The 12,650-nt window shown below is 65.9% G+C and carries 10 protein-coding genes; 1 reads left to right on the top strand and 9 read right to left on the bottom strand.

Going from position 1 to position 12,650, the window contains the following annotated elements; all coding sequences use genetic code 11:
• Nucleotides 1–81 precede the first annotated feature (81 nt).
• Genes ACTJI6_RS05300 through cyoA form a run of 5 tightly spaced genes read right to left on the bottom strand, consistent with a single transcriptional unit; the run spans nucleotide 82 to nucleotide 5,003 of the window.
• Nucleotides 82–768 carry an SURF1 family protein gene (locus tag ACTJI6_RS05300; protein ID WP_440798474.1) on the bottom strand — a complete coding sequence of 229 codons (687 nt, stop codon included), beginning with the start codon at nucleotides 766–768 and terminating at the stop codon, nucleotides 82–84.
• Nucleotides 765–1,181 carry a cytochrome o ubiquinol oxidase subunit IV gene (gene cyoD / locus ACTJI6_RS05295; protein ID WP_126154183.1) on the bottom strand — a complete coding sequence of 139 codons (417 nt, stop codon included), beginning with the start codon at nucleotides 1,179–1,181 and terminating at the stop codon, nucleotides 765–767. The genes ACTJI6_RS05300 and cyoD overlap by 4 nt, the downstream gene beginning before the upstream one ends.
• Nucleotides 1,181–1,798: a cytochrome o ubiquinol oxidase subunit III gene (gene cyoC, locus ACTJI6_RS05290; protein ID WP_126154182.1), complete on the bottom strand. Its 618-nt coding sequence runs from the start codon at nucleotides 1,796–1,798 to the stop codon at nucleotides 1,181–1,183. Before cyoC ends, cyoD begins: the two co-directional genes overlap by 1 nt.
• A gap of 3 nt (nucleotides 1,799–1,801) precedes the next feature.
• Nucleotides 1,802–3,808, bottom strand: a complete 2,007-nt coding sequence (gene cyoB / locus ACTJI6_RS05285) for a cytochrome o ubiquinol oxidase subunit I (protein ID WP_440798472.1) — start codon at nucleotides 3,806–3,808, stop codon at nucleotides 1,802–1,804.
• Between the two features lie 10 nt (nucleotides 3,809–3,818).
• Complete coding sequence (gene cyoA, locus ACTJI6_RS05280) at nucleotides 3,819–5,003, bottom strand: ubiquinol oxidase subunit II (RefSeq protein WP_440798470.1); 1,185 nt, start codon at nucleotides 5,001–5,003, stop codon at nucleotides 3,819–3,821.
• A gap of 223 nt (nucleotides 5,004–5,226) precedes the next feature.
• Here cyoA and ACTJI6_RS05275 point away from each other — a divergent pair, with 223 nt between their 5' ends.
• Entirely contained in the window at nucleotides 5,227–6,546 is a 1,320-nt protein-coding gene (locus ACTJI6_RS05275; protein WP_126154179.1) for an MFS transporter, read from the top strand.
• 54 nt (nucleotides 6,547–6,600) lie between these two features.
• On the opposite strand, the gene ACTJI6_RS05270 is transcribed toward ACTJI6_RS05275, so the two are convergent.
• The 4 genes from ACTJI6_RS05270 to nspC all read right to left on the bottom strand — a co-directional run bounded on the left by ACTJI6_RS05270 (nucleotide 6,601) and on the right by nspC (nucleotide 12,582).
• Nucleotides 6,601–8,760: a malate synthase G gene (locus ACTJI6_RS05270; protein WP_440798649.1), complete on the bottom strand. Its 2,160-nt coding sequence runs from the start codon at nucleotides 8,758–8,760 to the stop codon at nucleotides 6,601–6,603.
• A gap of 141 nt (nucleotides 8,761–8,901) precedes the next feature.
• Nucleotides 8,902–10,131, bottom strand: coding sequence for an AI-2E family transporter (locus tag ACTJI6_RS05265; RefSeq protein WP_126154178.1), 1,230 nt, complete (start codon nucleotides 10,129–10,131; stop codon nucleotides 8,902–8,904).
• A 94-nt stretch (nucleotides 10,132–10,225) separates the two neighbouring features.
• Nucleotides 10,226–11,452: a saccharopine dehydrogenase NADP-binding domain-containing protein gene (locus ACTJI6_RS05260; protein WP_440798467.1), complete on the bottom strand. Its 1,227-nt coding sequence runs from the start codon at nucleotides 11,450–11,452 to the stop codon at nucleotides 10,226–10,228.
• A gap of 35 nt (nucleotides 11,453–11,487) precedes the next feature.
• Nucleotides 11,488–12,582, bottom strand: a complete 1,095-nt coding sequence (gene nspC, locus ACTJI6_RS05255; RefSeq protein WP_440798647.1) for a carboxynorspermidine decarboxylase — start codon at nucleotides 12,580–12,582, stop codon at nucleotides 11,488–11,490.
• Between the last annotated feature and the right edge of the window lie 68 nt (nucleotides 12,583–12,650).

The following is a 12,650-nucleotide window of genomic DNA, read 5'->3' as shown; positions in this document are numbered from 1 at the left end:
TCCAGCCGAAAAGGGGGAATTTACCTGCCACTTTGGTCTGAAATCCCGCCCCGCCACGGGATGATCCCGCACAAAGGCCCGTCAGCGGCGCAGCGCGCGCAGGGTCAGAAATGCCAGCAGGCCCGCCATCGCGAACCAGGTCAGCGCATAGGACAGGTGGTTGTTGCGAAAGGCGATCACTGTCATTCCGCCCACCGGCTGCTGCCCCTCGCCCGCTCGGTCGGCGTCGATGAAATAGGGTGCGGCCCGCGGCAGGCCCAGCGTGGCCGCGATGGCCTGGGTGTCTCGGGAATACCAGCGGCCCGCCCGGGGATCGTTGGCGCGCAGGAAGGCCCCGCCCGGCTGGGACAGGCGCAACAGGCCCGTCACGGTCTGCGCCCCCGCAGGCAGGGGCCGGTCGTCGCGGCGGTCGGCGGCGACAAAGCCCCGGTTGACCAGCACGGTCCAGCCATCCTGGGTCCGCAGCGGCGTCATCACCCAGAAGCCCGGCCCGCGTTCGGTCACCGCCTGCACCAGCACGTCGCTGTCGGGACGATAATCCCCCGCCACCGTGACACGGCGGTATTCGGCATTCTCCTCGGTCAGCGCATCCCATTCGGCAGGACCGGGCGCGGCCACCGGGGCCGCCGCCACCCGCGCGTCCACGCGGGCGATCAGGTCGGTCTTCCAGGCCAGCCGCTGGACCTGCCAGATGCCAAGCCCCATCAGCAGCAGAAAGACGATCCCCGCCGCGACCAGGACCGCGACGGGACGGCGGCGGGGGGTCACGACCCCAGGCCCAGCGCCTCGTGATCCATCTGCGGCATCATGTTGGTGTTCATGTGATACATGACCCACAGCGACCCGGCCAGGACGATGACCAGGATCACCACGGTGAAGATCAGCGCCATCATGGTCCAGCCTTCGTCGCTGCGGGTGTTCATGTGCAGGAAGTAGACCATGTGGACGATGATCTGCACGAAGGCCAGCCCGACCACCACGGCGGCGGTCAGCAGCCGGCTTTCGAAGCCGCCGCCCATCACCAGCGCGAAGGGGATCGCCGTCAGGACCACCGACAGGACGAAGCCGGTCAGATAGGACCGGACGCTGCCGTGGTCGTGGCCGTCATCATGGCGATCGCCATGCGAATCCGCGCGGCGATCGGCGCGGTGCTTGTCGCCCTGGGCCTCAATCGAACTCATCAGATCATCCCCAGCAGATAGACGAAGGTGAAGACGCCGATCCAGATCACGTCCAGGAAATGCCAGAACATCGACAGGCAGGACAGGCGGCGGCGGTTGGCGTCGATCAGCCCCCGCTGGCCGACCTGGATCATCAGCGTGACCAGCCAGAGGCACCCAAAGGCGACATGCAGCCCGTGGGTGCCCACCAGCGCGAAGAAGGCCGACAGAAAGGCCGACCGCTGCGGCCCGGCGCCCAGGTGGATCAGGTGGTGGAATTCGTAAAGTTCGACCGCCAGGAAGGCCAGGCCGAAGACCAGCGTCACCCCCAGCCAGCCCAGCGTGCCGCCCTTGCGGCCCTTGACCATGGCCAGCATAGCGAAGCCGTAGGTGATCGAGGACAGCAGCAGGAAGGCGGTGTTCAGCGCCACCAGTTCCAGGTCGAACAGATCCTTCGGCCCCGGCCCGGCGGCATAGCTGCTGCCCAGCACGCCGAAGACCGCAAAGAGAACCGCGAACATCAGGCAGTCGCTCATCAGGTAGACCCAGAAGCCGATGCCGGTCGAGGCGCCCTCGTGATGGTGGTGCGGCTCGACCTCCCAGAAATCGCCGGGGGGATGTTGGGAAACGGTGCTCATGGATCAGGCCCCCACGCTTGCCAGCTGGCGGTCGCGCGCGTCTTCGGTCTCGCGCACCTCCTCGGCCGGGATGTGATAATCGCGCGCATAGTTGAAGGTATGGACGATGGACGCGATCACCACGCCCGCGAAGGACAGCGCCGCCAGCCACCAGATATACCAGACCAGCGCGAAGCCGCAGACGGTGGCCAGACCGGCGATGATGACCCCCGCCCCGGTGTTCTTCGGCATGTGGATCGGCACATAGGTTGCGCGAGGGCGGGTCTGACCGAAGCGCTTCATGTCCCACCAGGCGTCCAGCCCATGGCTGACCGGCGTGAAGGCAAAGTTATAGGCGGGCGGCGGAGAGGAGGTCGCCCATTCCAGCGTACGCCCGTCCCAAGGATCGCCCGTTTCGTCCCGCAGCGCGTCGCGGTTCCTGATGGACACCCCGAACTGGATGAACATCGCGGCGATGCCGATGGCGATCAGCACGGCGCCGAAGGCGGCGATGCCGAACCAGATTTGCAGGCTGGGATCGTCGAAGACCCGCACCCGGCGCGTCACGCCCATCAGGCCCAGGATATACAGCGGCGCGAAGGCGACCCAGAAGCCCACCACCCAGAACCAGAAGCTGACCTTGCCCCAGAACGGATCCAGCCGGAAACCGAAGGCCTTGGGCCACCAGTAATAGACCGCCGCGAACAGCCCGAACAGCACGCCGCCGATGATGACGTTGTGGAAATGCGCCACCAGGAACAAGGAATTGTGCAGCACGAAGTCGGCGGGCGGCACGGCCAGCAGCACGCCCGTCATGCCGCCGATCACGAAGGTCAGCATGAAGGCGATGGTCCACATCATCGGCAGCTCGAACCGGATGCGGCTGCGGTACATGGTGAACAGCCAGTTGAAGATCTTGGCCCCCGTGGGAACCGAGATGATCATGGTGGTGATCCCGAAGAACGAGTTCACCGAGGCCCCCGACCCCATCGTGAAGAAATGGTGCAGCCAGACCAGATAGGACAGGATGGTGATGCAGACCGTCGCATAGACCATCGAGGTGTATCCGAACAGCCGCTTGCCGGTGAAGGTCGCCACGACCTCGGAATAGACGCCGAAGAGCGGCAGGATCAGGATATAGACCTCGGGGTGGCCCCAGATCCAGATCAGGTTCACATACATCATGGCGTTGCCGCCAAGATCGTTGGTGAAGAAGTTCGTGCCGACGTAACGGTCCAGCGACAGCAGCACCAGCGTCGCCGTCAGCACCGGGAAGGAGGCCACGATCAGGATGTTCGTGCACAGCGAGGTCCAGGTGAAGATCGGCATCCGCATCATGGTCATGCCGGGCGCGCGCATCTTGATGATCGTCACCAGCAGGTTGATGCCCGACAGCGTGGTCCCGACCCCGGCGACCTGAAGGCCCCAGATGTAATAATCGACGCCGACATAGGGGCTGTAGCCGATACCCGACAGCGGCGGGAAGGCCAGCCAGCCGGTCTGGGCGAATTCGCCCACGAACAGCGACATCATCACCAGCACCGCGCCGCCGACCGTCATCCAGAAGCTGAAGTTGTTCAGGAACGGGAACGACACGTCCCGCGCGCCGATCTGCAGGGGCACGACGAAGTTCATCAGGCCCGTAACGAAGGGCATCGCCACGAAGAAGATCATGATGACGCCATGCGCCGAGAAGATCTGGTCGTAGTGATGGGCGTTCAGATAGCCCTCGGATCCGTTGAAGGCCAGAACCTGTTGCAGCCGCATCATGATCGCGTCGGCGAAGCCGCGCACGAACATCACCAAGGCCAGCACGACATACATGATGCCGATCTTCTTGTGATCGACCGAGGTGAACCATTCGTGCCACAGATAGCCCAGCAGCCGGTGCTTGATCAGCATCCACATCAGCCAGGCGCCGCCGATGACGACGACGACGCCGGTCACCCAGACGATCGGATCGGCCGGGATCGCGTGCCAGTCCAGCCGGCCCAGAAGGAAGGTGGTGGGAATGTCGGAAGGGATCGCCATCGTAACGCCTCTAGAGGTTCTGCTCGGCGCCGACCTGCGGCACGGATTGGGTCAGTCGGTTCGGAATCAGGCCCAGGCCCAAAATGCCCTGGGGCGCATCCAGACCCCGCCCGCGCAGGGGCGACGGGTCGCGCGGCTGAGGGGCGGCGGGGGCGCTTGCCAGCATCCGGTCCAGTTCCTCGACCGTGCAGATGCCGCTGACCTGGAAGGGCGGCAGGCCCAGCACCGGGCGGGGCGTGCCGCGCCCCGGATCGGACAGCGCCGCGACATTGGCGATGCCCGGCAGGCCAAGCCCGCCCTGGGCGTCTAGGGCCATCATCTCGGCCATGCACATGCGGCCTTCCTCGACGCACATGTTCACGACGCGGCTGAACAGTTGCGGATCGACCTGGGCGAAGGTCATGGGCGGCACGTTCTCGCTGGGCTTTTCCAGCTCCAGATAGCGGGCGCGGTCCAGGGCCTCGCCACCGGCCTGGGCCTGCGCGACCCAGGCGTCGAAGCCCGCGTCGTCCAGCGCATGGGCCTTGAACCGCATCCCCGAAAAACCGTGGCCGGAATAATGCGAGGCAAGACCCTGGTATTCGCCCGCCTCGTTGAAGACGCCGTGCAGCGTGGTCTGCATCCCCGGCATGGCATAGATCATCCCCGCCATCGCCGGGATATAGAACGCGTTCATGACCGAGGTCGAGGTCAGCGTGAATTCCACCGGACGGTCGACCGGCACGGCCAGTTCGTTGACCGCCGCCACGCCCTGTTCGGGATAGATGAACAGCCATTTCCAGTCCATCGCCACCACCTGCACCTGCAACGGCTGCCGGTTGTCGACCGGCGTTTCCGCGCTGATCCGGTCCAGCGGGCGATAGGGATCCAGCAGATGCGTGCCGACCCAGGTCAGCGCGCCCAGGCAGACGATGATCAGCAGCGGGATCGCCCAGATCACCAGTTCCAGCTTGGTCGAATGGTCCCAGTCGGGATTGTAGGTCGCCTTGCGGTTCGACGCGCGATAGCGCCAGGCGAACCACACCGTCAGCGCCATCACCGGCACGATGATGATCAGCATCAGAAGCGTCGATTGCACCAGCAGATGCGCCTGCCGGGCGGCGATGTCGCCCGACGGCCGCAGCACCACGGCCTCGCACCCGGCCAGCGGCAGAAGGGGCGAAAGCCAGCAAAGACGTTTGAAAGGATGTGTCATGTCGGTGATGACCCCGTTTGGCCGCGAATCGCTTCGGCTGTTCGGACGGCGACGCTGATTTAGGCGGTTCGATTATCCGCCATGACTTAAGTCAAACATAAGACAATTTGTCGCGTGTCCATTTCGGGCATTCTGTAAGATGCAGTCCGGGCCAAGCGAATCCCGATGGATGTCGCCTGCCTTGCCTTCATGCCGTCTGGCGCAACCCGAGGTGGTTCATGCAATGGTGACATCGACCGCAACCCCGTCCCGTCATGGTCCCGGCAACGACGCCGACCAGATCCACGTCTCGCCCTCGGACATCGCGGTGGGCGTGGTGATCGGGCGCACGTCGGAATTCTTCGACTTCTTCGTCTTCGCCATCGCCGCGGTCATCGTCTTTCCGGCCCGGCTGTTTCCCTTTGCGGACCCGCTGACCGGGACGCTGCTGTCCTTCGGGCTGGTGCTGCTGGCCTTCGTCGCGCGGCCCGTCGGCACGGCGATCTTCATGTATGTCGACCGCAAGCAGGGGCGCGTGGCCAAGCTGACGCTGGCGCTGTTCCTGCTGGGCACGTCCACCGTGGCGATGGGGCTGGTGCCGTCCTATGCGGTGATGGGCGAATGGGCGATCGTGGTGATGGCGGTCCTGCGCATCGGCCAGGGCCTGGCCATCGGCGGCAGCTGGGACGGCCTGGCATCCCTGCTGGCGCTGAGCGCGCCGGAACGGAAGCGCGGCTTCTACGCCATGGTGCCGCAGCTTGGCGCGCCCATCGGGCTGATCGTCGCGGCGCTGCTGTTTTCCTTCCTGGTCTCGAACATGTCGGAACAGGACTTCCTGGACTGGGGCTGGCGCTATCCGTTCTTCGTGGCCTTCTCGGTCAACGTGGTGGCGCTGTTCGCGCGCCTGCGCATCATCGCCTCGCCCGAGTTCCAGGAGGCGTTCGAGACCCGCGAGTTGCAGCCCACTCGGATCCGCCAGACCTTCCGCAGCGACTGGCGCGCGATCTGGCTGGCCTCGTTCGTGCCGCTGGCCAGCTTCGCGATGTTCCACATGGTGACCGTGTTCCCGCTGTCCTGGGTGTATCTCTATACCGGCGAGACGTTGACCTTCTTCCTGAACCTCACGGCGGTCAGCGCGGCCTTCGGCCTGGGATCGATTCTGCTGTCGGGCTGGCTGTCGGATCGGTTCGGCCGCCGCCGCGTGCTGATATGGGGCGCGGTCGCCATCGGCGTCTTCAGCCTGATGGCGCCGCTGCTGCTGCAAGGCGGCAAGACCGGGGAATCGGTCTATATGATCGCGGGCTTCCTGATCCTGGGCATCAGCTTCGGCCAGTCCTCGGGCGCGCTGGCGTCGATGTTCAACAGCCGCAACCGCTATACCGATTCCGCCTTCGCCTCGGCCCTGGGCTGGCTGTTCGGGGCGGGCCTTGCGCCGCTGACCGCGCTGTTCCTGTCGACCACGCTGGGGCTGTTCGCGGCGGGCCTGTACCTGCTGTCGGGCGCGGTCGCCACGGTGGTGGCGCTGTGGCTGGTCCGGCAGCTGGAGTTCCAGAAGCAGGGCTGATCCCGCCCTGCCCCCAAGAAGAACCGCCGGAGCCGTCGCCCCGGCGGTTTTCCGTCATCCGCCGCGCCGCAGCGCCTTGGCCTGCCTGCGCCGGGCGTGCAGCGCCGGTTCGGTATAGCCCGAGGGCTGCGTGGTCCCGGTCAGCACCAGGTCGCGCGCGGCCTGGAAGGCAGGGCCATCGAAGCCGGGGGCCATCGGGGTATAGCCGGGATCGCCCGCGTTCTGCGCATCGACCTTCAGCGCCATGCGGCGCAGCGCGTCCTCGACCTGATCGCGGCCGACCAGCCCCTGTTCCAGCCAGTTCGCCAGCAGTTGCGCGCTGATGCGGCAGGTGGCGCGATCCTCCATCAGCGGCACGTCGTCGATGTCGGGCACCTTCGAACAGCCGACGCCCTGGTCCACCCAGCGGACGACATAGCCCAGGATCCCCTGCGCGCTGTTGTCCAGTTCGCGCAGGATGTCGTCCTGCGGGATCGGCGTGTCGCCGACCAGGGCCGGGGTCAGCAGGGCGTCCAGGCCGGGGACCGGCTGGCCCGCCAGTTCGTCCTGACGCGCGGCGACATCGACGGCGTGGTAATGCAGCGCGTGCAGGGTCGCGGCCGTGGGGCTGGGCACCCAGGCGGTACTGGCGCCCGCCTGCGGATGGGCGATCTTGGTCTCCAGCATCTCGGCCAAGGCGTCGGGTTTGGCCCACATGCCCTTGCCGATCTGCGCGCGTCCGCGCAGCCCGGCGTTCAGTCCGATCAGGACGTTGCGGTCCTCGTATGCTTTCAGCCAGCCCGACTTGCGCGTGGCGTCCCGCCCGGCGAAGGCCCCCGCCTGCATCGAGGTATGGATCTCGTCCCCCGTGCGGTCCAGGAAACCCGTGTTGATGAAGAACAGCCGGTTGCGCAGCGCGTGGATACAGGCGGCAAGGTTGGCGCTTGTGCGGCGCTCCTCGTCCATCAGGCCCAGCTTGACGGTGTTTGCGGGCAGGCCCAGGATTTCCTCGACGCGGGTGAAGGTCCGGTCGGCGAAGGCAGCCTCGTCCGGGCCGTGCATCTTGGGCTTGACGACATAGATGGCGCCGACGCGGCTGTTGCGGGGGCCGTCGGTCTTGCGCAGATCATGGATCGCGCAGGCCACGGTGACCAGGGCGTCCATCAACCCCTCGGGCGTGTCCTGGCCGTTCAGGCGCACCGCGTCGGTGGTCATCAGCAGGCCCACATTGCGCACCAGCAGCAGCGCCCGGCCCGGCAGGGTGACGGTGCTGCCGTCGGGGCGCGTGACCATACGGTCGGCGGCCAGACGGCGGGTCATTGTCTTGCCCCCCTTCTCGAAGGTATCGACCAGGTCGCCCTTCATCAGCCCCAGCCAGTTGGCATAGACGCCGACCTTGTCCTCGGCATCGACGGCGGCCACGCTGTCCTCGCAATCCTGGATGGCCGACAGCGCGGCTTCCACCACCACGTCGCGCAGACCCGAGGGCGAGGCCGCGCCGATGGGATGGTCGGGGTTGACGACCAGTTCGACATGCAGCCCGTTATGGCGCAGGACAAAGCCCGTGTCCTTGCCCGCGACATGCGTTCCGACAAAGGCGGTGGGATCGCGCAGCGCCACCTCGTCCCCGCCGAGGATCGCCTTCAGACCGTCGGCATCGGCGCGATAGCCCGACACCTCTGCATGGCTGCCCGTGGTCAGGGTGAAGGTTTCGTCCAGGAACCGCGCGGCACGAACCACGACGGCGTCGCGGCGCGCGGGGTCCAGGGGGCCGGGCGCGGGGGGCGGTCCCAGCACATCCGATCCGTACAGCGCGTCATACAGGGATCCCCAGCGGGCATTGGCGGCGTTCAGCGCGAAACGGGCATTGCTGACCGGAACCACCAGTTGCGGGCCTGCAACCTGGGCGATTTCCGGGTCGATCCGGCCGTTTTCGATGGCGAAGGGCGCAGGCTCGGGCACCAGATAGCCGATCTCGGTCAGGAAGGCGCGATAGGCGGCCACATCCCAGGGCTGGTTGCCGCGCGCCTTGTGCCAAGCGTCGATCCGGCCCTGCAATTCGGCGCGGCGATCCAGCAGCGCCCGGTTTTCGGGCGCAAACTCGGCCAGCAGATCCGCATAGCCCGACCAGAAGCGGTCCGCGTCCACCCCGGTGCCGGGAAGAACGCGGTTTTCCACGAAATCCGCAAGCTCGGGGGCCACGTCCAGGCCATGCCTTTGGGTATAGGGGGTCACGCTCATCTGGATCATCTCCTTGGGTCGGGCCACGGTATGCCATCGCACACTTTTGCGCCTTGCTTTACGGCAGGCCGGGCCCGTTTCCAAGTGGAGTGAAAAAATTTTCTGCCGCTTGGAAAAACCGCTGCGGCGTTCCGGTCAGGGCTTGGCGTCCCCCTCGGCCACCACCTCGGCGGTGACTTCGCGGGCGGCGGGCTCGTCCTCGGCCTCGCTGCCGGCCTCGATGATGTCGCGGGCTTCCTCTTCGTCCTCGTCCTCGATGGCGGGGGGGTCTTCGCCTGCCAGGAAGTTGCCGAACTTCTCCCATCCGGGGACGTATTCCGCCAGGACGCGCAGCACGACCAGCACCGGCACGGCGATGATCATGCCGATCACCGACCACAGCCAGGCCCACAGCGCCACGGCCAGGAACACCACCACCGTGTTCATCTGCAACCGCCGCGACACGAAATAGGGCGTGATCACCTGCCCCTCCAGCGAGGTCAGCAGCATATAGCTGCCCGCGACCATCAGCGGCCAGAAGATCCCCGGCATCACCACCAGGGCGACCATGCCCGAGGTGGCGACGCCCATGATCGCGCCCAGATAGGGGATGAAGTTCAGGATGAAGGCGCCGATCCCGAACAGCAGCGCGCCGGGCATTCCCCAGGCGAACATCGCCAGCCCGACCGCCAGCCCCAGCCCGGCATTGATGATGGTGATGGCGCCCAGGTAATTGCCCAGCGAATCCTCGATCTGGCGCAGGGCCAGATAGGCGCTGCGCTTTTCCGCCATGGAATCGAAGCTTTGCACGATCTTGAGATACAGCAGATCGCCCGAGGCCAGCATGAAGAACAGCAGGAACAGCGTGAAGACCACCTGGCCCGCGATGGCCGGGGTGAATTTCATCAGGGATGTCAGCGGACTGTCGCCATCCTGTTCGACCGCGATGACGGCCGGCGGGTCTTCGCCGCCTGACTGGACATTCTCGATCTCCTCGGCGGCCTGCTGAAGTTCCGCGAAGGATTCGCGCAGGTCGCTGAATTTGTCCTCGAGCCGGATCTTGATCGTGGGCAGGTTCTGCGCCGCCTGGTTGATCGGCCCGCTGGCGCCCAACGCGATCAGGGCGATGGCGATCACCAGCCCCAGGCTGACGGCCGTGGCGGTCAGCGCGTCGGGGATGCCCCGGCGGCGGGCAAGACGGCGCAGCGGCGTGAACACGAAGAACAACAGCGCCGCCAGCGTGACCGGCATCAGGAAATCGCGCCCGGCGGCGATGGCGGCAAAGGCCAGAATCAGGAAGATGCCGATGACGGCCCAGTTGGCCGCCCGCCCGCTGGCACCGCTGCTGTCGGGCCGGAAGCGCGGAAAGCTGAATTTCTCGGCCATGATTCCCGCGCCCCCACGCACTTGCCACGGCGCCGAACGCAAGCGGCGGCCCGGTCGTTCCGGGCCGCCGGGGGAAGACCGCGACGCGGGCGGTTCAGATCGGGTGATCGCCCGTCGCGTCGATCACACGCGTCGGCAGGCCCATCCGCCCCAGCAGTTCCAGGAAGGGCCGGGCGGGCAGATCCTCGACATTGGCCATCTTCTTCACGTCCCAGGTGCCGCGCGCGACCAGGATCGCCGCCGCGACCGGGGGCACGCCCGCCGTATAGCTGATGCCCTGCGATCCGACCTCCTCGAAGGCCTGCTTGTGGTCGGCGACGTTGTAGATGAAGACCTCGCCCGGCTTGCCGTCCAGGCTGCCCTTGACCAGATCGCCGATGCAGGTCTTGCCGGTATAGTCCGGCGCAAGGCTGGCCGGATCGGGCAGCACCGCCTTGACGACCTTCAGCGGCACGACCTCCAGCCCCTCGGCGGTCCTGACCGGCTGTTCGGACAGCAGGCCCAGCTTCTGCAAGACGGTGAAGACGTTGATATAATGGTCTCCGAAGCCCATCCAGAACCGCACATCGGCATCGGGATAGCGGGCCGACAGGCTGTGAACCTCGTCATGGCCCGACAGATAGGCCTTCTGCTTGCCGACCACCGGCAGATGCCATTCGCGGCCCACCTCGAACATCCTGTTCTCGCGCCATTCGCCGCCCTGCCAGGAATAGACGGTGCCGGTGAATTCGCGGAAATTGATCTCGGGGTCGAAATTCGTGGCGAACCAGCGGCCATGGGAACCGGCGTTGATGTCCACGATATCGATGCTGTCGATCTTGTCGAAATATTCATCCTCGGCCAGGCGGGCATAGGCGTTGACCACGCCGGGGTCGAAACCCGCGCCCAGGATCGCGGTGATCCCGGCCTTGGCCACGTCATCGCGCCGCTTCCATTCGTAATTGCCGTACCAGGGCGGCGTTTCGCAGATCTTCGCCGGATCCTCGTGGATGGCCGTGTCGATATAGGCCGCGCCCGCGCGGATGCAGCCTTCCAGAACGGTCATGTTGATGAAGGCCGTCCCGACATTGATGACGATCCCGGCGTCCAGTTGCCGGATCAGCGCCTCGACCGCCGCAGGGTCCATGGCGTCCAGAGCATGGCTGGCGAAGGGCATCCGGTGGCCCTTGTCGCGCAGGGTCTGGATGATCGCATCCGCCTTGGACTGCGTGCGGTTGGCGATGTGCAGGGCGCCGAATTCGGCGGCCGATTGCGCCACCTTATGCGCCACGACTTGCGCGACGCCACCCGCGCCGATGATCAGGACGTTCTTCTTGGCCAATTACGGATCCTTTCCGGGGTTGCAGAGAGGGTGCCTTACGACAGGCTGGACTTGTAGTCTTCATAGGGGAAGCTGCGGACGGTGCGGATCGCCCCGTCCTCTTCCCGGATGGCGATGCTGGGCATGGCGACGCCGTTGAACCAGTTCTTCTTGACCATCGTATAGCCCGCCGCGTCGGCGATGCTGATGCGGTCGCCGACGGCCAGCGGGCGGTCGAACCGCGCCTCGCCGAAGATGTCGCCCGCAAGGCAGGTCTTGCCCGCGATCTGATAGGCGTGATCGCCCGATTGCGGCAGCTTGGCGGTCTCGCGGTAGATCAGCAGATCCAGCATATGTGCCTCGATGCTGCTGTCGACGATGGCGACCTGCTTGCCGTTGTCGATGATGTCCAGCACGCTGACCTCCAGCGTGGTGGTGCCGGTGATGCTGGCCTCGCCCGGCTCCAGATAGGCCTGGACGCCGAAACGGTCCTGGAAGGATTTCAGCCGGTCGGCAAGGCGGTCGATCGGATAGCCCTCGCCGGTGAAATGGATGCCGCCGCCCAGGGAGACCCAGTCCAGCCGCTTCAGGATGGCGCCGAATTCGGTCTCGATCCGGGTCAACTGCTGGTCGAACAGGTCGAAATCGCGATTCTCGCAATTGTAATGGATCATCACGCCGCTGATGTGGTCAAGGGCCGCCTCAAGGCGCGGCAGATCCCATTCGCCCAGCCGGCTGAAGGGGCGGGCCGGATCCGCCAGGTCGAAGCCGCTGGTCGAAAAGCGCGGGTTCAGCCGCAGCCCGCGCGTGATCCCCGCCGCCTTGCCGCCGAAACGGTCCAGTTGGCCCAGGCTGTTGAAGATGATCTTGTCGGCATAGGAAATCGCCTCGTCGATCTCGTGATCGGCCCAAGCGACGGAATAGGCGTGCGTTTCCTTGCCGAATTCCTCGTGCCCCAGGCGCAGTTCGAACAGCGACGAGGACGTGGTGCCGTCCATGTAGTCGCGCATCAGGTCGAACACCGACCAGGTGGCGAAGCATTTCAGCGCCAGCAGAGCCTTGGCCCCCGACGCCTCGCGCAGATGCGCGACCTTTTCCATGTTGCGGCGCAACGCGGACGTGTCGATCAGGTAGAAGGGCGTCTGCATCACGGCCATGCGGAACCTTTGGGGTCGAAAGCGAAAGGGCCGATATAGCCACGGCCCCGGCTTTTCGCAAG

The organism is Paracoccus sp. 22332 (assembly GCF_052045125.1).
Taxonomy (GTDB): Bacteria; Pseudomonadota; Alphaproteobacteria; order Rhodobacterales; family Rhodobacteraceae; genus Paracoccus; species Paracoccus haematequi_A.
The sequence above is the reverse complement of the archived record's forward strand: the minus strand, read 5'-3'. Positions and strand labels throughout refer to the sequence as shown.

Bases quoted from the DNA above. Each gene is read 5' to 3' on its own strand.
- cyoD (WP_126154183.1), bottom strand. From the start codon at position 1,181: ATGAGTTCGATTGAGGCCCAGGGCGACAAGCACCGCGCCGATCGCCGC.
- cyoC (WP_126154182.1), bottom strand. From the start codon at position 1,798: ATGAGCACCGTTTCCCAACATCCCCCCGGCGATTTCTGGGAGGTCGAG.
- cyoB (WP_440798472.1), bottom strand. From the start codon at position 3,808: ATGGCGATCCCTTCCGACATTCCCACCACCTTCCTTCTGGGCCGGCTG.
- cyoA (WP_440798470.1), bottom strand. From the start codon at position 5,003: ATGACACATCCTTTCAAACGTCTTTGCTGGCTTTCGCCCCTTCTGCCG.
- ACTJI6_RS05275 (WP_126154179.1), top strand. From the start codon at position 5,227: ATGGTGACATCGACCGCAACCCCGTCCCGTCATGGTCCCGGCAACGAC.
- ACTJI6_RS05265 (WP_126154178.1), bottom strand. From the start codon at position 10,131: ATGGCCGAGAAATTCAGCTTTCCGCGCTTCCGGCCCGACAGCAGCGGT.